Below are 21,144 nucleotides of genomic sequence, written 5' to 3' on the forward strand. Positions count from 1 at the left end.
TCGAGGTGGAGAACAACGGTGCGCGGTATGTGTCGGCCGGACCGCTGGCGCGGGATCTGCGGTCGGCCGACGCCCGGGATCGGCCGAGCCGCAACGACACTTCGACGGCGCAGCTGTCCACCGTCGTGGGTGGACCGGTCGGTGATCACGCGCTGATCGGGCGGGCCCGGTTCTGGACGCCCATGCGGGTGCTGTTCCTGTTCACCGTGATCTTCCTGGCGTTCGGGTGGGCGGCGAAGTCGCCGTGCATCCAGCAGACGACCGCCGCCGATGGCCGGCCGATGCTGGACTGGAACAACGGCCGCCAGTACACCGCCATGTGCTACTCGGACACCGTGCCGCTCTACGGCGCGGAACGGCTGGACGAGGGCGCGTTCCCGTACAAGAAGTGGTGGACCGAGGAGACGCCCGACGGCGGCGTCGAGACCCGGTACATGGAGTACCCGGTGCTGTCGGGGCTGTATCAGTACCTCGGGATGCAGATCGCCAAATCCTGGGACGCGTCGCCGTTGCCGGGGGCGCTGCAGGTCGTCATCTACTTCAACGTGATCGCCTTCGGGCTGGCGCTGGCCTGGCTGGTCACGGTCTGGGCGTCGGCGACATTGGCCGGGCGGCGGGTCTGGGATGTCGCGCTGATCGCCTGTTCCCCACTGGTGATCGTGCACGCGTTCACCAATTTCGACGCGCTCGCAACGGCTTTCGCGGCGACCGGCCTGCTGGCCTGGGCGCGCCGGCGACCGATGCTCGCGGGCGTGCTGCTCGGGCTCGGCGGTGCGGCGAAGCTGTATCCGCTGCTGTTGCTCGGCCCGATCGTGGTGCTGTGCCTGCGCGTGGATCCGCTGCATCGGATGCCGAGCGCGCAGCTGGGGCTGCGCCTGCGGGATATCGACAGCGGTGCGGCGGCACTGGCCTGGATTCGTGAAACGCCCTCCCGCGTCCAGCTTTTGAGTCTGCGCCCGCTCGGCGCGGCAGCTGCGGCGGTGGGTGCGGCGCTGAGCACCTGGCTGCTGGTGAACCTGCCGATCGCGCTGCTGTTCCCGGAGGGGTGGCGAGAGTTCTTCCGGCTCAACACCACCCGGCACGCCGATCCGGACTCGATCTACAACGTGATCACCTCGTTCACGGGGTGGACCGGACTCGACGGCGAACTCGAACACGGCCAGGCGCCCTCCGTCCTGAACACGGTGTCGCTGCTGCTGTTCGTCGGCGCCTGCCTGCTCATCGCCTATGTCGCGCTGACCGCGCCGAAGCGGCCACGCTTGGCGCAGCTGTGCTTCCTGGTGGTCGCGGCGTTCCTGCTGACCAACAAGGTGTGGAGCCCGCAGTACTCGCTGTGGCTGGTGCCGCTGGCCGTGCTGGCGCTGCCACATCGCCGAATCCTGCTGGCCTGGATGACGATCGACGCCCTGGTGTGGGTGCCGCGGATGTTCTACTACCTCGGGCTGGACCGAAAAGGCTTGCCGGAGGAGTGGTTCACCGGCACCGTGCTGCTCCGCGACATCGCCGTGGTGGGGTTGTGCGCGCTGATCGTCTGGCAGATCTACCGGCCCGAGCACGACCTGGTGCGCCGCGATTTCGTGGACGACCCGGTCGGCGGCATCGTCGATCGTGCGGGCGATCCCCTGCTCCCCTGGCTGCCGGAGTGGTTGCGGCCGTGGGATTCCGTGCGCAACCACCATCCGGCGCGGCCGGAGCGGGCCGGCCGCTAGTCGACGCGCAGTAGCCGGGCCTGCCGGTGCGGGTCGGGTGGGAGCAGGTCGAGTTCGAGATGCCAGGCGCTGCCGGTCCACGGATCGAACATGGGGGTGTCGGTCAGGGTCGGCAGGTGCCGGCAGGCCTGGGAGAGCACGGCGATGGTCTCGTCTTCGGAGTCGGATTCGTCGGTGCCGACGATCATGATGGACAACCCGATCAGGTCCCCGCGCAGCATGAGCGCGCCGATGCGCTGGGCGTCGATGGGCTGGTAGCCGTGCGGGAAGTCCGCGGCGAGCAGCACCCGATGCTCGGTCGGCGGGGTGAAATTGCCGCTGCCGTACGCCATTTCGGCGAGTTCGGCCTGGTCGGCGAGGGCCTTGATGCGGGCCGAGATCTCGCTGTGGTCGGTGACCACCGGCCCGTTCAGCAGCGGGAGCAGCGGCGCGATCAAGCCGGTGAACGCGCCGGACAGGTCGATCACGTCGAGGCGGCAGCGCCGGGTGGGGTCGGCGGCGCGCAAGCGGGCCAGCAGCGCGCCGACCACCGGGACGACGGCCGCGGAGTGCTCGGTGTCGATCCACAGCGGCCGGGTCAGCGGCACCGGGACGCAATACGGAATCCGCAGTGGCCCACGCTCATCGGCGTACAACTCGCCGAGGCGGATGCCGTCGGACTTGGCGGCCGGGCGATCCCAGGCGGCCGAATCCCAGGACGCGAGCGCGGGCGGCAGCTGCTGGTCGGCGTCGGCGAGTTCCCGGACGAGGTGTTCGCTGTCGCGCCGATAGTTCGCCTCCGCGGTGGCGATCAGATCGTCGTAGCGCTGGTGGGCCGATTGCCGAGCCGCCTCGCCGGCGGGACTGTTGCGAGTGGCCGGATCGGAGACGGCCGCGGACAGCTCCTCGTCCAGCCGATCGGTGGCGTAGTCCCGCGCGGAGATGAGAGCGGCGGCCGAGCGGGCGGCGTCCTCGAAAATCATCCACAGGCGTTCCACACCGTGTGACATCTCCAGCGGTGCGCCGCCCGCCGACTGCGGGCCGGTGATGGCGCCCTGGTCGTCACCGTGCGGGGTGGCGGCTGTCGCGGACTGCACGTGTGAGTCCGGGCCGGGGTGATCCACCTCGACGCCGTGCGCGGTGAGCAGCACCGCCAGGCCACCCGAATAGCCCTGACCGACGGCGCGCACCTTCCACGCCGCACCCCGCCGGTAGACCTCGAGGCAGATCAGCGCCGTCTCCCCCGCCAGCGGCGTGACCGCGAATTCCGCTGTCACCGTGCCGTTTTCCGCCAGCGCCGTCGTCACCGGACCGAGCCCGCCCAGCGGAGCGGGATCGGCGCTGACCACCAGCAGCACCGCCTTGGCGTCGGCGCGCACCTGCGACAGCGTGACCGTCACCTCGTCGCTGGTGAGCTCCACGCCCGCCGTGGCGGTCTGGTTGTAGAAGACGAAGTCGCCGGTGTCGAACACCCGCAAGTTGTCCGCCACCACCAGCGCGGAAACATCCAGTGCCGCCGAGGCTTTGGCGCTGAACCTGATGACATCGCTGGTCAACGGGGTGTTCTGACCGGCTTTGAGCTGAATCACGTGATCTGCCCTGCTGTTTCTTTGAAATACACCCAGTGCGACGAGGCGGCTAGTTCGCCGACAAGAACCGGCCGAGCTGCGGAATCGCCTCACCCGGATGCTTGGCCTGGAAGCCCTCGCCGAGCGCCTGCATCTTCCAGTCGGCGCCGACCCGATACACCTTGGCCATCGCCATCCCGGTGAACGCCATGCCACCGGCCAGGGTGTAGCGCGCCAGTTCGGCGTTGTTGGTGCCGTCGATCAAACGGCAGAACGCGTTCTGCACCTGCTCGAAGGTGTGGCCCTTGTAGGAGGTCACGACGAAGACGAGCGTGCTGATGTGCGCGGGGATGCGGGTCAAATCGACCAGGATCATCTCGTCGTCGCCCTCACCCTCACCGGTGAGGTTGTCGCCCTGGTGCCGGACCGAGCCGTCCTTGGACGAAAGCTGGCCGTAGTAGGCGTAATCCGCGGGGTTGGCGTCGGCGAACATGATCACCGACGCGTCCAGGTCGATGTCGACGGTGCGGTTGCCGAACATGCCGCGGGTCTGCACCGGATCCCAGCCCAGGCCCATCTTGACGAAAGTGAGTGCCGCGCCGCCTTCCTTGCGCAGCGTGACCTTCTGACCCTTCGTCAGGCTGACCGGCCGGTCCTTGCTCAGGCTGACCTCACCGGCGGGCTGCGGCGCGGCCTGCTGGGCCGGCGGCGGGTAGCTCTGGGCGGGCGGCGGCGCGTACTGCTGCTGGGGCGGCTGCTGCGGCGGGTAGCTCGGCGGGCTGACCGGAGGCGGCGGCGGACTGGCCTGGGCAGCCGACGCAGAATCCTCGACGGTGACGCCGTGATCGGTGACCAGCGCGGCGAAACCACCGGCGTAACCCTGCCCGACCGCGCGCACCTTCCAGGAACCCTGCCGCCGGTACAGCTCCAGTGCGATCACGATGGACTCGCTCTGCAACCCGGTGATCTGATACTCGAACAACCGGTTACCGCTGGAATCCGACACGATCGCCGTCGGCGGGGCGAACCGGCCGAAATTACTGGAGGCGTCGTCCAGGGTGATCACGGCGCGGATCTGGTCGATATCCTGCGGCACCGAATTCAGCGACACCGCAAGCGAAGCGGGCTGACCGCTGGGCGCGGGCTGCAGGTTCACCCCGGGACCACTGGGTTGATTGAAGAATACGAAGTCCGCGTCCGTGCGAACCTTGCCGCGTTCGGTCACCAGCAGCGCGGACAGGTCCGCGGGCGCTGCGAGCTGGACGGAGATCACCACATCGTTGGTGGCCAGGGGACCGTTCTGACCCTTGGCAAGTGTTGCGGACAAGGTAGACCCTTCGCTTGTCGGTGCATTCGATAGTCACTCTACGAGAAATGTGGTGGTCCCCGCCGGAGCAAACGCGTTAACGGGTGACCTGTGGATAGACGATCTCGGACTGCGGCCGTTAGGGTGACGGCCGAAGCGGTCGGAAGGCAGGCAGGCACTCTCCACATGGCGCAACTCTTAGAGCAATCCAAAAAGGTCGTCGAGGCCCAACTCAACGGCACCACCATTCGCGCGATCTCGGGCTCGATGATCGCCTATGAGGGCAACGTGCAGTTCAAATCCGCCGGTTTCGGCGGTGGCGACGGCGTCCTCGCCGGGATGAAGCGCCGCGCCACCGGCGAGAAGCTCTCGCTGATGGAATGCCAGGGCCACGGCCGGGTCTTCTTCGCGGTGAACGGCCAGGACGTCACCGTGGTGAACCTCAACAACGAGACGTTGCAGGTGGAATCGCAGCAGCTGCTCGCCTTCGCCGGGAATCTGCGCACCGATGTGCGATTCGCCGGGGTGAGCGGCGCGTCGAGCGGGCAGGGCCTGTTCACCACCACCGTCACCGGGCAGGGGCAGGTCGCGCTGCTGTCGGCGGGCGGTCCGCTGATCCATCTCGAGGTGTCGCCGCAGTATCCGCTGATCGTCGACCCGGACGCGTTCGTCGCCGCGCAGGGCAATGTGCAGTCCTCGTTCATCACCGATATGTCCTGGCGCACCGTCGTCGGCCAGGATGCGGGCGAGGCGTTCCAGATCCGCTGGGACGGCCAGGGCGTGGTTTTGATCCAGCCGGCGGAACGGTAAGGGACGCAACGATGTTCGAGAAGGTCAACAGCAAGGTCGTCAAGGTCAACGTCGGGATGGCGGGCGGCGTGGCCGCCCGTAACGGCGCGATGCTGTACTACACCGGCGATGTCTCCTTCGCGCCGCACCAGATTCCGGGCGCCCAGCAGATGGGCGGCGGCGGCCTGATGCGCATGGCCGGCCGGATGATGGCCGGTGAGCACCAGCGCACCATGCTCGCGCAGGGCACTGGCGAGGTGCACTACGGATTCGCCGGGCTGGAAGTCCAGGTGGTGCAGATGCAGCCGGGCGCGGTGCTGCGGGTCGAGGCCTCGCGCCTGCTCGCCAACACCGCCGCACTGCAGAGTTCGGTTGTCTCGGTGATGAGTTCGGGTGGCGGCGGCGGCGGTGGCGGCGGCCTGATGGGCGCGCTGCGCGGCGCCGCGACCGGCGCGCTCACCGGGCAGGGCATGTTCACCACCCAGCTGTCCGGACAGGGCGCGGCGGTGCTGCTCGCACACGGTGGATTCCTGGAACTGCAAGTGGGCGGGCCGAATCCGGTCGTGGTCGACCCGCAGGCGTTCATCGCCGCCTACGGCAATGTGCAGACCGAGTTGAAGTCGGCGGCGAGCTGGCGCGACGCGGTGGGCAAGGGGTCCGGCGAGGCGATGCAATTGCATTGCGTCGGACAAGGTGTCGTGTACGTGCAGGCCTCCGAGGAGAAGTTGTAAAACCATGGCTCAAGTGTTCAATCCCATGAATCTCGGTGAGAGCGACAATATCCCGGGAAACGACTACGCCTACTGCATCGACCTGACCAAGCCGTGGTTCACGCGCAAGGGCGCGATGATCGCCTACTACGGGCAGATCCAGTTCCAGATGCTCACCCACGGCCTGCAGGGCGGGCTGATGCACATGGTGTCGCAGCAGTTCTCCGCGCCGCTGTTCACCGGTGACTACGTGGTCGCCGAGGGGCACGGGAAGCTGATCATCGGCGACCGCGGCTACAACATCAACTCCTATGACCTCGAGGACGGCAACCTCACCGTCCGCGCCGCCAACCTGCTCGCCTTCGAGCCGGGGCTGTCGCTGAATCAGTCCATCGTGCCGGGCTTTCTGACCCTGATCGGCACCGGGAAGTTCCTCGCGTCCTCCAACGGTCCGGTCATGTTCGCCGAACCGCCGCTGCGGGTGGACCCGGAATCGCTGGTCGGCTGGGCGGATTGCCCGTCGCCGAGTCACCACTACGACCAGCGCTGGATCACCAGCTTCCTGGCGGCGGGTGCGGCCCGGATGGGCGCGACCTCCGGCGAGGAGCGTCAGTTCGACTTCACCGGCGCGGGCACGGTGCTGATCCAGTCCAGCGAGAAGGTGATGAACGACGCGATGCTCGTGCGCACCATCGAGGGGCAGTTGCAGAGCGGTATCGGTCCGAGCGGGCTGCAGCGGTTGCAGGCCACGATCATGCAGCAGTTGCAGGGGCAGCAGCAGTACTAATCCTCGAGTCTCACCCACCGAGACTTTTGGTCAGTTGCCCATTACGGCTGTTAGCGTGTGGCGCGTGTCACCGAAGTTCCTGCGTCGAGCGGCCTTTGCCGCTGCCGCCCTTGCCACCGCTTTCGTTGTTCCGGCGAGCGCGGGCGCGGGACCGATCCCCTCGGTTCCGCCGCTCGACGTGCCGGAATTCCTCGGGGACCCGGCTACCGCCGACCCGATCACGGGCATTCCGCCGATCCCGCGTAATCCGTTCCTGGCGCCGAACGGGAACGCGGGCATCCACAACGACGGCTGGATGAGCGACACCTACACCCGCCCGGGCCCGATCGGCGTCGGCACCAAGGTGAATTCGCTGTTCCTGGCCAGCGAATGCGGCTCGGTCGCCTTCGATCGCGCCGGCCGCATCATCGCCACCTGTATCGGCGCGCAGCCGGGCGTGTACTTGATCGATCCACAGTCACTACAGGTGCGGGGCAAATACGCACTGCCCGGCAAGAATCCCGCCGACATCATCAAGCCGGGCTTCTTCACCAACTTCGGCGGCGGCGCCTACTTCTTCGTCGACAACCAGGACCGTGCCGTCGTCGGCACGGCCACCGGCCACATCTTGGTCCTCGCGGAAAACCCCGGCGCCGACGGCTTCACCCTGGTGCGCGACTACGACCTGAATACCGTGCTGCGCCCCGGCGAGACCCTGAACTCGGCGCTGCCCGACTCCAACGGCCTGCTCTGGTTCGTCGCCAAGGCCAACGGCGTGGTCGGCACCCTCGACCTGGAAACCGGTGCGACACAGGTGATCCGGCTCGGCAACGGCGCCCAGGGCCAGATCCAGAATTCCTTCGCGGTCGGCTCCTCCGGGGATGTCTACATCGCCACCAACCGTGAACTGTTGCGCATGGACGCGGGCCCGGGCAAGACGCCCGCGGTCACCTGGCGCGTCACCTACGCCAACGGCGGGCAGCACAAGTCCGGCCAGGTCGACGACGGCACCGGTACGACTCCCACGGTCCTGCCCGGCGGGTTCGTCGCCATCACCGACAACTCCGATCCGATGAACGTCGTCGTCTACCGCACGGCCGCGAACGCCGCGCAACGCCAGGTCTGCAGCGTCCCGGTGTTCACCAAAGGGGCCAGCAGCACCGAGAATTCACTCATCGGGGCGGGCCGCTCCCTGATCGTGGAAAACAACTACGGCTACACCGGACCCGACGCGACCATGCTCGGCGCGACCACCACACCCGGTTTCGCCCGCGTCGACATCGACGACGACGGCAACGGCTGCCACCTGGCGTGGACCAACACCACCGAGGCCGCGCCCTCGGTCGTCCCGAAGCTGTCGCTGGCCACCGGCCTGATCTACACCTACACCAAGGGCACGCAGGCCACCGATCCCTGGTACTGGACGACCCTGGACTTCCGCACCGGCGAACTCGTGTGGAAGCGCCTGTCCGGCAGCGGAGTCGGCTTCAACAACAACTACGCGGGCATCGCGCTGGGCCCGGACGGGACCGCCTACCTGGGCACGCTCGGCGGACTGGTCTCACTGCGCGACGGGCGCTGACTGCCCCCAATTCCGGGGATGGAATCGGGCGCTCACGACGCTAAGGTGAGAGCCGATCTGATCATCGGACCAGATTTCTATCGGCTGTATGAAGAATGAGGGGCGTGGATGTCGCACCACCGGGCCAAGCGGATCGCGCTGGCGGCACTACTAGGCGCGGTCGCGCTCGGAGTCGGGGTCGCGCCGGCCACGGCGGATCCGGTCGTGACCAACCCCGGAGTGATCAAGCCCGCGATCAAGTCCGCGGACGGGTCCTATGTCGACAAGATCGCGACCAAGGACAGCCGCAATGTGCGGATGCAGATTTTCTCCACAGCCATGAACAAGAACGTCTCGGTGGATGTGCTGCGGCCCGCCGACACCTCGGTGCCGCGCCCGACGCTGTACCTGTTCAACGGCGCCGGCGGCGGCATGGACGACGCCTCCTGGAAGCGCAATACCGATGCGCTGGAGTTCCTGGCGGAGAAGAACATCAATGTGGTGCAGGTCGTCGGTGGCGCGTGGAGTTTCTACACCGACTGGATCGCGGCCGACCCGGTGCTGGGTGTGAACAAATGGCAGACCTTCGTCACCGAGGAAATGCCCGCGCTGATCGACGCGGCGCTGGGCACCAACGGCGTCAATGCCGTTGCGGCGCTGTCCATGACGGGCACCTCGGTGCTGAACTTCGCGATCCAGAAGCCGGGCCTGTTCCGCAGCGTCGCCACCTACAGCGGCATCGCGCAGGTCAGTGACCCGATCGGCCAGCAGATGGTGAAGCTGACCGTGGAAACCTGGGGCGGCGGCGACACCAAGAACATGTGGGGCGCCTTCGACAACCCGCTGTGGGCCGCCAACGATCCGATGGTCAACGCCGAAAAGCTGCGCGGCACCCATCTGTTCTTCTCCACCGGCAACGGCATCCCGGGCGAGTACGACCAGCCGGGCGGCAAGTTCCGGATGGAAGCGCCCGAGGAAACTCCGAAAACCGTTGCGCTGGGCGGCATCATCGAAGCGGGCGTGAACTGGTCCAACCAGAACATGAACAACCGCCTCAACCAGCTCGGCATCCCCGCGACCTTCGTCTACCGCAACAGCGGCACGCACTCCTGGGGTTACTGGCAGGACGACCTGAAGTCGTCCTGGCCCACCCTGGAAAAGGGCCTGTTCAGCGCCCCGTAATTGGCTGAATCCCCGCCGGGGCCGGAGATTCCTGGATCAGCCAGTTGATGATCTCCTCCCCGGCGAGGATGCCGGAGGCCTGGGTGATCGTCAGGTTCGGGCTGGTCCAGTTCAGCTGTTCCAGTTCGCCGTGGCGCGGGCGGATGGCCGAGTCGGCGGCGCGCAGCATTTCGGCGTCCAGCGCGCCGTCGCCCGCCGCGAGAGTTGTCGCGCCCTCGACCAGTTCGCCGGATTCGGTGAGCCGGCGACGGACCTCGGCGACCGCGCGACTCTTGCACACCGCCTGCGGCATCGCATAGATCTTGCGCCCCTGCTGCGAGGCGGACCAGCCGTGGGCGCGGCACCAGCCATCCCAGTCGGCAAGGAACCCTTCGGGCACCAGCTTGGGCCGAACCACCAAGTAGCAGAACAGGTCATCGGCTTCCCGGAACTTGGTAACCCAGGAATCGTCGATGCGAGAACGCAGTTCGGCGGTGACCTCGGACAGGGTGGCACCGTTGGTGCGGACCTTGGTGTCGATATCGATCCGCCAGCGCAGGTCCGGTACCCCGTCGACGAGAATATTGCCGCCGTTGCTGGTGATGGCGTAACGCCAAGGCGCACCGGGAAGTTTGATGCGTTCGAACTGCTTGATGGTGCGGGTGGTCGTCGGAATGACGGCTGCCGGTTCGGTCAGCGACTGCATCCGCAGCGCCGCGGCGGTGGTCATGAACGACAGCGGGTCACCGTCCAGATGCTCCACACAGACGGTCGGCACATCGGTGCCGGCGGCAATCGCGTTGCGCGAGTAGATCATGGTGCGATCCAGGTCGGTAGCTACCAGGGTCTGTCTTCGGGGTCTGCTGAAAAGCATTACTTGCGCACTTCCTTGATCAATCCCATGCACGAATAGGCAAGGTCGGGAACCACTTCCACCGGCACACCGCGCGCCGCGGCGAGCAGGCGCAGGTGCGCGTGCTCGGGAGCGTCGGCCTCCCGGACCAGTACCAGCCACGGCACCCGCCGCAGCAGCACCCGGGTCGTCTCGCCCACACCGGGTTTCACGAAATTCACACTGGTGATGCCGTATTCGGCCTGCACCTTTTCCACCGAGACCCAGCCGGACCAAGTGGGTGTGCGGTCGCTCGCCTGGACCGTGGCCACCGAAGCGGGCACCCGATCACGGACGGTTCCGAAGGCCGCGCTGACGAGGTCGAGCAGTCGGCCCGACACATCGTCGGCGGCCAGATCCCGATAGAACTTGGCGCCGTGGAAATCACCGGGACCGATCAGGGTGTCGTTCAGTACGGTGCGCGAAACCAGGCCGGACACCGTCGAATTCAGGCAGGCCGAGGCGATGAGGAAGTCGTCGCGGGTGCCGTAGGTGCGCACGCAGTGGCCCGGGTCGGCGAGCACGGCCAGTTCACCGTTGAAGCGCGCGCCGCCGGCGGCGTGATAGGCGTCCAGTGCTTCGTTCAGCTCGTGCGTGATCGCGCCCTTGCCGGTCCAGCCGTCCACGAAGACGATGGTCGACGGATCATGGTGCCGGGCAAGGTAATCCAGCGCGACGGCATCGATGCCTCGACCGCGCACGATCGATACCGCGTAATGCGGGACATCCAGACTCGGCAGATCCGCGCCGCGACCGGACTTCAGCCAGCGCTTCATCAGGATGCCGACCGGGGTGCCCGCGCGCGCCAGCGAGACCAGCACGATGTCGTTGCCGCGTTCGGCGACAACGAGTTCCGAGACCGTCGCCACCGCGAGGGCCAAGCGTTCGGCACTCTCCTCGAGCACCTGGTCGAACAGCTCACGATAGGCGGCGTCCGGCTGGAACTCGATCGGCAGCGACTCCGCGTAATGCGCCTCGCCCGCCTGGATACGCTGCTCTCGCTCGGCCACATCGGCCTCGAGGTCTGCCTCGGAGAGATCCTTCAGCAGCCACGAAACCTCATCGGCCGCATACGATCCGAACTCCGGGCCATGTAATGGAGTAGGGAGTTCCAGCCCCGGTCTCGAAGGGGTCTGCGGTTGAGTCACGGCTAGTCCTTCATCATCCAGGCCCGCGTCGTGGCTGCCAGGTTGTTCGTTGATCCGATCCGGGCCGTCGCCGTTGTCGGCCGGTCGGGTGGGTGCTGCGGTTGTGCGCTCGTCGCGCAACTGGCGCGGGTCGGCGCCCGGCAGCACGGCGACGACCACATCGGCTCCGGACGCGGTGAGCACGTCGACCAGGCCGCCCTCGGCGACGAGTTCGGTGGTGTCGGCGGGCTTGTCGAGGACCACGACCAGCACGGCATCGGCGGTGGCCGACACCGTTTCAGGGCCCCCGGTCAGTGCTCGGAGTTCGGCGTCGAGGTCCGCACTCCACTGCGCGTTGTAGAGGAAGCGCGGCGCTTCGGCGTCGGGTTCTGGTGCGGTGAAACGGAATCCGCGCCGTAGCGGGTAACCGGGCTCATCCAGCACATAGGCAGGAGAGCGGGTAGTCGTCTGGAATCGGGTGGGAATCCCCGATTCGGCCAGGGACGCCGCCAGCCGCAGCGGCAAGTACATCAGCTCTTCGTGGCCGAGCAGGATTGCCGGTCGACCGGGAGCCTGCGCGGCCAGCTGCGCACGCAACCTCGAGGTGGCGGCAGTGACAGCGGCATCGAAGGCCGCGGTGTCGGAATCCAGGATCCCGTGCCGACCGCCCTCGGGAACCGAAGATGGCCAGGGCAATTCGAGGCGGGTGAACGATCCCCGTTGCTCGGCAACGGGATTCAACTCGGGTTCGGGTAGCGCGGTGACCGCGTCGATCAGCCCCTCGGGCAGCATGGTGCGGCCGGAGGCCAGGCAGACGGTGTCGATGCGCGCGCCCAGATCGGCGGCCGCTTTTTCGAATGCCTCGTAGTCGGCCTCGGTGCGCATGTCGACCAGCGAGGCCAGCACGTAGTGCGAGCGCGGGGCGAAGGCATGCAGTGCCCGCACCGCATCGATTGCGGTTGCCCCGGTGGATATCTCGTCGTCCACCAGCACCAGAGGCTGGTCGTTCATGAAGATTCCGGCGGGCATCGGCTGTAGTAGGTGCGAGGTGGCGTGCGAGTGCCCCTCCTCGAAACCGGTGAGTGTTTCCGCTTCGGCCACATCGCGCCGGGTGGAGTGCAGGTAGCAGCCGGCGCCGATGCGCGCGGCGACGATATGACCAAGACCCGTTGCGGTTTCGGCGAATCCGAGGACGACCACGTCCTGCTCCCCTACCGCGGCGCGGACGAGGTCGCCCAGCCGGTCGCCGGCGGCGAGCACTACGTGCGGGTCGGTCGGCAGATGCTTGCCGAGCACCGTCGAGACCAGCAGGTGCGCCCGCCGCGGATTACGCCGCAGCCCGGGCTCGATCAGCGCCGGAATCGACAACTCGTCGGCGGCCCCACGCAGGTGCTGTAGTTCGATCCCGAGTTCTCTGGTGGCCCAAGGTAGCCCGCTCATACCTTCACCAGCGCCGTCAGCAGATCCACGAAGGACACACCCTTGTTCGCCACTCCGAACACCCGGGCGCGCAACAGCGTCTGGTGCGCCCAGCTGCGGTGCGGGCGCATCTCGTTCATCTTGTTGCGGTACTCCGAGGCCGCGACCCCGCCGACCTCGACCTGCAAGATGTCGAGTGCGTCGGAGTACTCCTCGTGGGTCACCACCGACAGGGCGTGCACCGCGGCCACATGCGATGGATGGATGACTGTCTTGCCCTGCATCCCGTTGGCTCGGTCCAGCGTGATCTCCCGCAGTAAGCCGTCCAGGTCCCGGCTGACCAGGTACTGCCGGAACGGCACCGCGTCGGATTCCTCGAACGGCGCGCTGCGCAGCAGCGGCCGGAACATGCGCTCGTGGTCGGCGAAGTACTCCCACACCGGCCCGGTGATGACGAAGCCGGTGCCGTCGGCGCGGCCCAGGTAGTTGACGATGTCGGCGATCACGTCCGCGACCACCCGCACGTCGTAGATGGTGAGGTCGCGGTCGCGGCGGATGCCGAAGGTCGAGCACATGTCGGTGGCGCCGACCCGCACCGCGAGCACCCGCTCCCGGTGTTCGGCCAGCAGCGCGGCGATCTCGGTGAGCTCCTGGTCCCGAGTCTGCCGGTGCACCAGCGCTTTCGACTCCAGCACCGGCATGCCGTACACCGGCCGCTGCAGCCGTTCGGCCGCGCCCTCCAGGGCGTCGAGGTATTTCGCGCCGGTGGAGCTGTCGAACTTGGGGAACACGAATCCGGTCAGCACCGCGGCGCCCGCCCCGAGCTGGTCGGCGATCTCGTTGACGGTGTCGGCGTCGCGCACCCGCACGAACACCAGCGGATTCGGCTCCGGGCTCCCGGCCAGCACATCCAGAGCGGCGACCGCCTGCTGCTTGGCGAGTTCCACCTCGTCGTCGGCGACCGCGTCTTCCAGATCGATCACCATCGAACAGACCCCGCGCTTGGCGCGTTTACGAATCGTCTCCGCCAGGTCCGGCCGCGTCGCGGGCGCGTAAAGCGTTGCGCCCAAAGCGATTGCGAGTAACTCCCGATCCGTGCTGTCGCCGAAGGGCTCCGGCTGCCGATGAAATAGATGTCGTACATCCGGTCCGTGCAGCTGCCGAAAATGGCGCAGCGGCAAACGCTTCCGCAGGTTTACTTCCTGCTGGACGGCGATGCCCACGGTCATCGGTGCCCCATCCCCAACCTCATTCTCGTTGTCGTCCTGCTTGTTTTCTCATTCGATCCACCACACCGGCTATGAATGCGGTGACGGCATCGAGTTCCGTCACATAGGCCCAGTAATCGGGGTGCCGCCCCGTAAGTGATTCGGTTATTCGGTCGATCCGGTCCACCTGCGCGTCGAGCACAGATCCCCACTCGGCGACGAGCCCGCGGCTCACCGCGAGCATTTGCGCGTCCCGTAGCCGGAAGCGTACGGCCTTCACCTTGTCTTGCGGATCCGCTCGGACCGCACGCAGCAGGGCGAGGCGTTTCGTGACGGCATCGACCTGGCGTTCGGCTTCGGCGAGATTGCCCCGCGCGGCAGAGGTCAGTTCAAGGGCTAACTCCGGGTTGTTCTCGGCCATTGCCGCCCGCGCCTTCTCCAAGGCGGCAGCGGCAGCGTCCATGTCTCGCTGGCTCTCGCGCCCATTGTTCGCTAGATCCGCCGAACTTGCAGCATTGAACTCGCGCAGCAACGACGAGAACGCGGGATCCAGTCGTTCCGCGCGCGTCTGGACCGCCGACAACCTGGTATTCACCGAGGTGATAGCGGTGCGCGCGGCGCCGAGCCGAGATGGGGCCTGCGCCAACGCATCTGCCAATTCGCCGGTAACTGTCTCCAGCCGGGTGGCGGCCGCACGTACTTTCGAGGCCGCGCCGCGCCCGGTGCCGCCGGACTCCAGCTCGGCCGCCTCCAATGTGATGAGAGCCTCATCGACGGCGGCCGCCCGGGCCTGCACCGACGGATACCCCGCGAACTCGCTGCCGGCGACCTCACCACGCACTTTCGCGGCGGTGAGCTTGACCTGCTGCGCCAGCTGCGGCACCGACCCGAGCACCGTGACCGCGTGTTCGAGCTGGGATTGATGCCCGCGATAGAACTCGTCCACCCCGCGGGCCGCCTCGATCAGCTGCCTGGTGACCGTGTCCGCCCGCTGCTGCCCCTGCGGGAACGCCGTCTTCTCGCGCTCGGCGGTGTCGAGTTCCTCGGTCAAGCTCAGATACGCACCGGCGGCCTCGTAGCACCGGGCGCGCACCGGCTCCCACGCCGCCGCGTGCCCCCGCTCCGGGTAAACCTGCTCGGACGCGTGCACCGCCGCATCGGCCGCGCTCTGCCGCCGATCCATGTCGAGGAACGCTTCCGCCAGCCGCGCCCGGGCGGCCTCGATCCATTCGTTGCTCTCGGATGGCCGGAACCAACCACGCCTACGGCCTGCCACGCCCCGATGGTATGCGGTGTATGGGAGCGCCCGCCTTATCCAGTTCCTACGCAAGTCTGCGGAAACCTACTACTGTCGATGGCGTACCCGGCTATTCGGACATGCTGGGAACCACTAGACGGACTATTGAAAGGGATTCCCGCATGGGTGTCAGTTTGTCCAAGGGCGGCAATGTCTCGCTGAGCAAGGCTGCGCCGGGCCTCACCAAGGTGGCCGTCGGCCTCGGTTGGGACCTGCGGTCCACCACCGGCACCGACTTCGACCTCGACGCGAGCGCCATCGCGACCGGCGCGGACAAGAAGGTCCTTTCGGACCAGCACTTCGTCTTCTTCAACAACCTGAAGTCGCCCGAGGGCGCCATCGAGCACGCGGGCGACAACAAGACCGGTGAAGGTGAGGGCGACGACGAGGTCATCAACGTCGACCTGGCCGGCACCCCGCCGACCATCGAGTCCATCTTCTTCCCGGTCTCGATCTACGACGCGGAGACCCGCCAGCAGTCCTTCGGTCAGGTCCGCAACGCCTACATCCGCGTCGTGAACCGCGACAGCGGTGAGGAGCTCGCCCGCTACGACCTCTCCGAGGACGCCTCCACCGAGACCGCCATGGTCTTCGGCGAGCTGTACCGCAACGGCGCCGAGTGGAAGTTCCGCGCGATCGGCCAGGGCTACGCCGCCGGCCTCGCGGGCATCGCCCGCGATTACGGCGTCAACGTCTAAAGACGACGCGAACGAAGAGGGGGCTCGCCGCCGGGCCCCCTTCTCGTATGCGCGGGCGACCTCTTGGAGAGTGCACCGCAATTGGGGGATGGCAGGCGGCGGCAGCCGCTGGGGCGGGTAAATCCAGCGGGGCGGCAGTTGGACATCCAGCGCGTCAGCGACCACGCTGAAATAGAACCCAGTACTCGATTCTCATCAGACATAACACGAAAGGTCCCCCAGTGGTCCTGCGCATCTATGGACTCTCCATCGCCGTAACGGTGGTATCGCTGATAGCGGCCTTCCTCTACGGCGGTGTCGAGGCATTCCTCCTCTGCGCCATCCTCGGCATTCTCGAGGTGTCGCTGTCCTTCGACAATGCCGTGATCAACGCCACCATCCTCGAGCGGATGAGCGAGTTCTGGCAGAAGATCTTCCTTACCATCGGCGTCGTCATCGCCGTGTTCGGTATGCGCCTGGTGTTCCCGCTCGCGATCGTGTGGGTTACCGCCGGCCTGACTCCGGTCAAGGCCTTCGACCTGGCGATGAACGTGCCCTCCGCGGAGGAGCAAGCGGCCGGCGTCAAGTCCTACGAGACCCTGCTCACCGAGGCGCACCCCTCGATCGCCGCGTTCGGCGGCATGTTCCTGCTGATGCTGTTCTTGAACTTCATCTTCGACGAGCGGGAAATCACCTGGCTGAGCTGGCTGGAGAAGCCGCTGGCCAAGGTCGGCAAGCTGGATATGGTCTCGGTCGTCGTGGCCGGCATCGCGCTGATCCTGACCGCCGAATTCCTCACCGCCGACAAGGACCGCTCCACCGTCCTGCTCGCGGGCCTGCTCGGCATGGTCGTCTACATCGCGGTCGACGGACTCGGATCCCTGTTCCACACCGAGCAACTGGTCGAGGAGCACGAGCACAGCGGGCCGTCCACCCTGGTCAAGGCCACCGGTAAGGCCGCGTTCTTCCTGTTCCTGTACCTGGAAGTGCTCGACGCCTCGTTCTCCTTCGACGGTGTCATCGGCGCCTTCGCCATCACCTCCGACCCGATCATCATCGCGCTGGGCCTGGGCCTGATCGGCGCCATGTTCGTCCGGTCCATCACGGTGTACCTGGTGCGCAAGGGCACGCTGGGCGAGTACGTCTACCTGGAGCACGGCGCGCACTGGGCCATCGGCGCCCTGGCGGTCATCCTGTTCATCTCGATCAAGGTGCACGTGCCCGAGCTCGTCACCGGCCTCATCGGTATCGCCCTGATCGGTGCGGCGTTCGTTACCAGCATCATTCGCAACAAGCGCAATGGCGGGGACGACGCCCCCGAGGTCGAGCTGGAGAAGTCGGCGACCCCGGTCGGCTGATTCCGGCCTGAAAGACGCAGCGGCCCCTCCCTTCCGGGAGGGGCCGCTTTCGTTGCGCTGACCTCACAACATCCGATAGGGCCGGTGCGCTGCCTTGGCGCGGCGCACCGACATCCGGTGCCAGACGGCCTGCTGGAACGCCAGCGTGGCCCAGCCCGCCAGCGCCATGCCGGTCAGGTTCACCGCCAATTGCAGGGTGGAGCCCCAGACCGCCTCGCCCACACCGAAAACCGCGCCCAGCGCGATATTGCCGGACGCGGGCACCGTGGTCACCGAGATGAAGACACCGGCCATGCCGGTCGCTTTCGCGGAGGTCAGGGCAAGGACACCGGCCATGGCGGCGACCACCGCGACGATGAACGACCACTTGTCCGGGGTGTAGATGAACGCGGTGCTCGGTCGCGGCCCGATGACGTCATCGATGGTGATCCAGCCCAATCCGCGCCCGATCAACACCAGCACGAACGTCACGGCGATCGAGACCGCGAAACCGATCAGCAGGGTTCGCAAAGCCAGCCCGAAAAGCGTGAATCGCCTGCGTACCAGGGCAACTCCGAGCGCGGCGATGGCGCCGAATTCCGGACCGAGCACCATCGCGCCGATCAACAGCACCTGCGAATCCAGGATGATGGCGATCGAGGCGATCACCGTCGCCAGCGTCATGAAACTCAGGTAGGTCCAGTTCAGCTCGGTTTCCTCGTACGAGCGCTGCGCCACATCCGCCCAGACCACCGCGTCGGCACTACTGCCCGGGGTGCGCACCTCGGCGTCGAAACCGCTGCGGGAGAGCCAGGTTCGCACCGCGTCGACCTCGATGGTGCCCTGGCGGTGCACGCCGAGTTCGCGCAATCGGGTGATCACATCGTTGCCGGCTTCCCTGGCGACGTCGGCGAGCACCAGATCACCTGGCGGCTTCACCGACGCACCCCGGAGCACCGACAGCCCGGTCACGGCGTCGTCCTCGTCGAAAATCTTGATCACGTCGTCGGTCATCGCGGTCGGCGCATTGACCCGGATGTGCAGCATTCACACAGTGTGCCGCGAGTTCCCGTGCGGCACCGGCTAGACAGCGGGCACCAGCGTGCCGGGCTCGTAGCGCGGAACCGCCGGCGGCTCCGGCCGGACGCCGCGCAGACCGGCCCGCAGGAACAGGAAGAACAGCACGCCCAGCAGGATCGCGCGCCCCCACACGCCGAACTGCACGACGCTCTCCGAGATCTCCACCCAGCGGCCGGTGGCGAGCGCGTGGAAGTAGCGGAACACGCCGATGCCGATCGCCGCGTCGGCCATCAGGTAGGCGCCGATCACCGGCCACGGCACCTCGAGCAGCACCAGGAACGGGATCAGCCACAGGGTGTACTGCGGCGAATGGACCTTGTGCAGCAACATGAATCCACACAGCATGGCTCCGCTGACGCCGACCCAGGGGTACACACCGGTCGCCTTATAACGCTTCCAGCCGATCCACAGCGCCAGCGCGAACGCGGCGAGCATCAGCACCGGCGAGGCGGAGGACACCAGCTGCTGGAACGAGACCTCACTCGCGTAGTCCGCGCCGAACAGCCTGCGCAGGCCCCAGTACCAAATGGAGTTGGTGGTGATATCGGCCGTGCGCATCTGCTGGAAGGTGATCGACGCGCGCCAGCCCTCGTAACCGAGCAGCACGAACGGCAGGTTCACGGCGACGACCGTCCCTACCGCCGCACCCAAAGTCAGCGACGCGCCGCGGACGTCCAGGCCCCGGCCCTTGCGCTCGCTGGTCAGCACGAAGGCCAGCAGCGGCAGTAAGAAGATCCCGGGATAGAGCTTCAGACAGAATCCGAGCCCGAGCAGTATCGCGGCCAGCACCCCGCGGGTGCGCACCGAATACCTGGTCAACGTCATCACATACACCGCGGCGACGGCCGTGCACACCACCGGTAGCTCCCAGTTGTGGAAGCCGTAGAGCACCAGCGGCGGACCAGCCGCCCACAGCAGCGCGGTGCGCCCGGCCAGCAGCACCAGCAGCACCGCGGTCAGCAGTGCGAAGGGAGCCAGCAGCAAGGCCGAGTTCCGCAGGAATTCGGCGTCGTTGTCGGCGCCGAACCCGCCCAGCCACATCAGCAGGCCACTGAGCACCGGATATTCGACCGCACCCCCGGTCAGCGACCCATCGAGGGTGATGCCGCCGTGAATATAGGGGAAAACGTGCTGATCGATGTCGCGGCCCAGCCAGAGGAACTGGATATCGGAATAGCAGACGTCGGAATCCTTGACCACGTCGAAGGCCACGCTGCGACCGTCGCTGTAGAACGGCGCGCCCGCGCATCGCGCCTTGTTCGCATAGGCAAGCGCCAAGGTCATCGCGCAGAGCAGCATCGTCACTGTGACCATGGCCATACGGCGCGACGGCCCTTGAAAACGCCTGGCCATCGCCGCTCGCAGCGAAACCAAGTCGCTGTGAGCAGGGCCGGTCGACATGCGAACCACCCTAGGTGGCTCCGGCCGGGAACGCTCCTATTCACAGACCCACTAGATCGATTTCAAGGTTGACCTGGGCTTCATGTAGCCTTGTCGGGTTGCTGACGCAACGACCCTCCTGCCACGGAACGTCCGTGGCCGACTTAGCCCACAGGAGGTGATTGGTCCGTGCGTCATTACGAAGTGATGGTTATCCTCGACCCGAGCCTGGACGAGCGCACTGTTAGTCCGACACTGGACAACATGCTGAACGTCGTCAAGACCGAAGGCGGCAAGGTCGACAAGGTCGACATCTGGGGCCGTCGCCGGCTCGCCTACGAAATCTCCAAGCAGGCCGAAGGCATCTACGCGGTGGTCGAGCTGACCGCCACCCCCGCCACGGTGAGCGAACTCGACCGCCAGCTCGGCCTCAACGAAACGGTGCTGCGCACCAAGGTTCTGCGCCACGGCAAGTGAGGCCCTCGCACGCGTCGGTGCCTATCTCTAGGCTCTAGCGCAACAGCGAGTGCAAGGCGGACTGCACACCGAGCAGGAGGAACCACATGGCAGGCGACACGGTCATCACCGTCATCGGAAACTTGACGGCTGACCCCGAGCTTCGATTCACGCCCGCGGGGGCGGCGGTGGCTAATTTCACCGTCGCGTCGACTCCCCGTGTGTTCGACCGTAATTCGAATGAGTGGAAAGACGGCGAAGCGCTTTTTCTGCGCTGCAACATCTGGCGCGAAGCTGCGGAAAATGTCGCCGAATCGCTGACCCGAGGCTCGCGAGTAATCGTGAGCGGACGACTGAAGCAGCGCTCCTACGAAACCCGCGAGGGTGAGAAGCGCACGGTCGTCGAACTCGAGGTCGACGAGGTCGGTCCCTCGCTGCGTTACGCCACCGCGAAGGTCAACAAGGCCAATCGCGGCGGTGGTGGCGGCGGAGGCGGCTTCGGCGGCGGCAGTGGCAGTGGCGGTAGCGGCGGTAACAACTTCGCCGCGTCCTCCTCCGGTTCCGGTGGTGGCGGCGGTCGTTCCGGCGGCGCCGAGGACGACCCCTGGGGCAGTGCGCCCGCGGCCGGCTCCTTCGGGGGCGGCGGCCGCGTAGATGACGAACCGCCGTTCTAAGAACGGCAAACCTGGGCTTCGGGCCCGATAACCAACGGAGTAAAAACC

General features: G+C 66.9%; 18 protein-coding genes. 10 read left to right on the forward strand and 8 right to left on the reverse strand.

All coding sequences use genetic code 11. From position 1 onward, the window contains the following. Positions 1-5: 5 nt before the first annotated feature. The gene (locus IBX22_RS16815) at positions 6-1,709 is read left to right on the forward strand and encodes a glycosyltransferase 87 family protein (protein ID WP_309234752.1); all 1,704 of its coding nucleotides are present in this window, start codon (positions 6-8) and stop codon (positions 1,707-1,709) included. Here the strand turns inward: IBX22_RS16815 and IBX22_RS16820 are convergent. Beyond that, positions 1,706-3,277, reverse strand: coding sequence for a TerD family protein (locus tag IBX22_RS16820; protein ID WP_194816495.1), 1,572 nt, complete (start codon positions 3,275-3,277; stop codon positions 1,706-1,708). The two genes, IBX22_RS16815 and IBX22_RS16820, sit on opposite strands and share 4 nt — an antisense overlap. Before the next feature lie 49 nt (positions 3,278-3,326). Then, positions 3,327-4,583 carry a TerD family protein gene (locus IBX22_RS16825; RefSeq protein ID WP_194816496.1) on the reverse strand — a complete coding sequence of 419 codons (1,257 nt, stop codon included), beginning with the start codon at positions 4,581-4,583 and terminating at the stop codon, positions 3,327-3,329. A gap of 165 nt (positions 4,584-4,748) precedes the next feature. Between IBX22_RS16825 and IBX22_RS16830 the strand changes: the two genes are divergently transcribed. The 5 genes from IBX22_RS16830 to IBX22_RS16850 all read left to right on the forward strand — a co-directional run bounded on the left by IBX22_RS16830 (position 4,749) and on the right by IBX22_RS16850 (position 9,570). Beyond that, the gene (locus IBX22_RS16830) at positions 4,749-5,372 is read left to right on the forward strand and encodes an AIM24 family protein (protein ID WP_194816497.1); all 624 of its coding nucleotides are present in this window, start codon (positions 4,749-4,751) and stop codon (positions 5,370-5,372) included. Positions 5,373-5,383: 11 nt separating this feature from the next. After that, positions 5,384-6,082: an AIM24 family protein gene (locus tag IBX22_RS16835; protein ID WP_194816498.1), complete on the forward strand. Its 699-nt coding sequence runs from the start codon at positions 5,384-5,386 to the stop codon at positions 6,080-6,082. Between the two features lie 4 nt (positions 6,083-6,086). Next, positions 6,087-6,848 carry an AIM24 family protein gene (locus tag IBX22_RS16840; RefSeq protein WP_194816499.1) on the forward strand — a complete coding sequence of 254 codons (762 nt, stop codon included), beginning with the start codon at positions 6,087-6,089 and terminating at the stop codon, positions 6,846-6,848. Between the two features lie 64 nt (positions 6,849-6,912). Continuing rightward, positions 6,913-8,409: a hypothetical protein gene (locus tag IBX22_RS16845; RefSeq protein ID WP_194816500.1), complete on the forward strand. Its 1,497-nt coding sequence runs from the start codon at positions 6,913-6,915 to the stop codon at positions 8,407-8,409. 108 nt (positions 8,410-8,517) lie between these two features. Then, a complete protein-coding gene (locus IBX22_RS16850) occupies positions 8,518-9,570 on the forward strand; it encodes an alpha/beta hydrolase family protein (RefSeq protein WP_194816501.1) in 1,053 nt (350 codons plus the stop codon). On the opposite strand, the gene IBX22_RS16855 is transcribed toward IBX22_RS16850, so the two are convergent. From IBX22_RS16855 to IBX22_RS16870, 4 genes are read right to left on the reverse strand one after another with little or no spacing between them, the layout of a single operon-like run. Continuing rightward, positions 9,557-10,423 carry an HAD family hydrolase gene (locus IBX22_RS16855; RefSeq protein ID WP_194816502.1) on the reverse strand — a complete coding sequence of 289 codons (867 nt, stop codon included), beginning with the start codon at positions 10,421-10,423 and terminating at the stop codon, positions 9,557-9,559. The genes IBX22_RS16850 and IBX22_RS16855 overlap by 14 nt on opposite strands. Continuing rightward, the gene (locus IBX22_RS16860; protein ID WP_194816503.1) at positions 10,423-13,008 is read right to left on the reverse strand and encodes a phosphoribosyltransferase; all 2,586 of its coding nucleotides are present in this window, start codon (positions 13,006-13,008) and stop codon (positions 10,423-10,425) included. The genes IBX22_RS16855 and IBX22_RS16860 overlap by 1 nt, the downstream gene beginning before the upstream one ends. After that, a complete protein-coding gene (locus tag IBX22_RS16865; protein ID WP_194816504.1) occupies positions 13,005-14,216 on the reverse strand; it encodes an HpcH/HpaI aldolase/citrate lyase family protein in 1,212 nt (403 codons plus the stop codon). The genes IBX22_RS16860 and IBX22_RS16865 overlap by 4 nt, the downstream gene beginning before the upstream one ends. Before the next feature lie 19 nt (positions 14,217-14,235). Further along, a complete protein-coding gene (locus IBX22_RS16870) occupies positions 14,236-15,471 on the reverse strand; it encodes a hypothetical protein (RefSeq protein WP_309234644.1) in 1,236 nt (411 codons plus the stop codon). Positions 15,472-15,614: 143 nt separating this feature from the next. Here IBX22_RS16870 and IBX22_RS16875 point away from each other — a divergent pair, with 143 nt between their 5' ends. Next, positions 15,615-16,190: a TerD family protein gene (locus IBX22_RS16875; RefSeq protein ID WP_194816505.1), complete on the forward strand. Its 576-nt coding sequence runs from the start codon at positions 15,615-15,617 to the stop codon at positions 16,188-16,190. Between the two features lie 221 nt (positions 16,191-16,411). After that, positions 16,412-17,527 (forward strand): DUF475 domain-containing protein, encoded by a 1,116-nt coding sequence (locus IBX22_RS16880; RefSeq protein ID WP_194816506.1) that lies wholly within the window; start codon positions 16,412-16,414, stop codon positions 17,525-17,527. Positions 17,528-17,590: 63 nt separating this feature from the next. Here IBX22_RS16880 and IBX22_RS16885 read toward each other — a convergent pair whose 3' ends face one another. Together IBX22_RS16885 and IBX22_RS16890 are read right to left on the reverse strand one after the other, a co-directional pair. Next, positions 17,591-18,553 carry a DUF389 domain-containing protein gene (locus tag IBX22_RS16885; RefSeq protein WP_194816507.1) on the reverse strand — a complete coding sequence of 321 codons (963 nt, stop codon included), beginning with the start codon at positions 18,551-18,553 and terminating at the stop codon, positions 17,591-17,593. Positions 18,554-18,589: 36 nt separating this feature from the next. Continuing rightward, positions 18,590-19,900, reverse strand: a complete 1,311-nt coding sequence (locus tag IBX22_RS16890) for a hypothetical protein (protein WP_228538845.1) — start codon at positions 19,898-19,900, stop codon at positions 18,590-18,592. A 255-nt stretch (positions 19,901-20,155) separates the two neighbouring features. On the opposite strand from IBX22_RS16890, the gene rpsF reads away from it, so the two are divergent. After that, the gene (gene rpsF, locus IBX22_RS16895; RefSeq protein WP_194816509.1) at positions 20,156-20,443 is read left to right on the forward strand and encodes a 30S ribosomal protein S6; all 288 of its coding nucleotides are present in this window, start codon (positions 20,156-20,158) and stop codon (positions 20,441-20,443) included. Positions 20,444-20,529: 86 nt separating this feature from the next. Further along, positions 20,530-21,096, forward strand: coding sequence for a single-stranded DNA-binding protein (locus IBX22_RS16900; RefSeq protein WP_194816510.1), 567 nt, complete (start codon positions 20,530-20,532; stop codon positions 21,094-21,096). Positions 21,097-21,144 lie beyond the last annotated feature (48 nt).

It is taken from the genome of Nocardia sp. XZ_19_385 (genome assembly GCF_015355755.1).
In the GTDB taxonomy this organism is placed as follows: domain Bacteria; phylum Actinomycetota; class Actinomycetes; order Mycobacteriales; family Mycobacteriaceae; genus Nocardia.

Excerpts from the sequence above, each read along its gene's own strand:
- IBX22_RS16840 (WP_194816499.1), top strand. The coding sequence starts at position 6,087 with ATGGCTCAAGTGTTCAATCCCATGAATCTCGGTGAGAGCGACAATATC.
- IBX22_RS16860 (WP_194816503.1), bottom strand. The coding sequence starts at position 13,008 with ATGAGCGGGCTACCTTGGGCCACCAGAGAACTCGGGATCGAACTACAG.
- IBX22_RS16835 (WP_194816498.1), top strand. The coding sequence starts at position 5,384 with ATGTTCGAGAAGGTCAACAGCAAGGTCGTCAAGGTCAACGTCGGGATG.
- IBX22_RS16875 (WP_194816505.1), top strand. The coding sequence starts at position 15,615 with ATGGGTGTCAGTTTGTCCAAGGGCGGCAATGTCTCGCTGAGCAAGGCT.
- IBX22_RS16885 (WP_194816507.1), bottom strand. The coding sequence starts at position 18,553 with ATGCTGCACATCCGGGTCAATGCGCCGACCGCGATGACCGACGACGTG.
- IBX22_RS16890 (WP_228538845.1), bottom strand. The coding sequence starts at position 19,900 with ATGGTCACAGTGACGATGCTGCTCTGCGCGATGACCTTGGCGCTTGCC.
- IBX22_RS16855 (WP_194816502.1), bottom strand. The coding sequence starts at position 10,423 with ATGCTTTTCAGCAGACCCCGAAGACAGACCCTGGTAGCTACCGACCTG.
- IBX22_RS16900 (WP_194816510.1), top strand. The coding sequence starts at position 20,530 with ATGGCAGGCGACACGGTCATCACCGTCATCGGAAACTTGACGGCTGAC.
- IBX22_RS16865 (WP_194816504.1), bottom strand. The coding sequence starts at position 14,216 with ATGACCGTGGGCATCGCCGTCCAGCAGGAAGTAAACCTGCGGAAGCGT.
- IBX22_RS16850 (WP_194816501.1), top strand. The coding sequence starts at position 8,518 with ATGTCGCACCACCGGGCCAAGCGGATCGCGCTGGCGGCACTACTAGGC.
- IBX22_RS16830 (WP_194816497.1), top strand. The coding sequence starts at position 4,749 with ATGGCGCAACTCTTAGAGCAATCCAAAAAGGTCGTCGAGGCCCAACTC.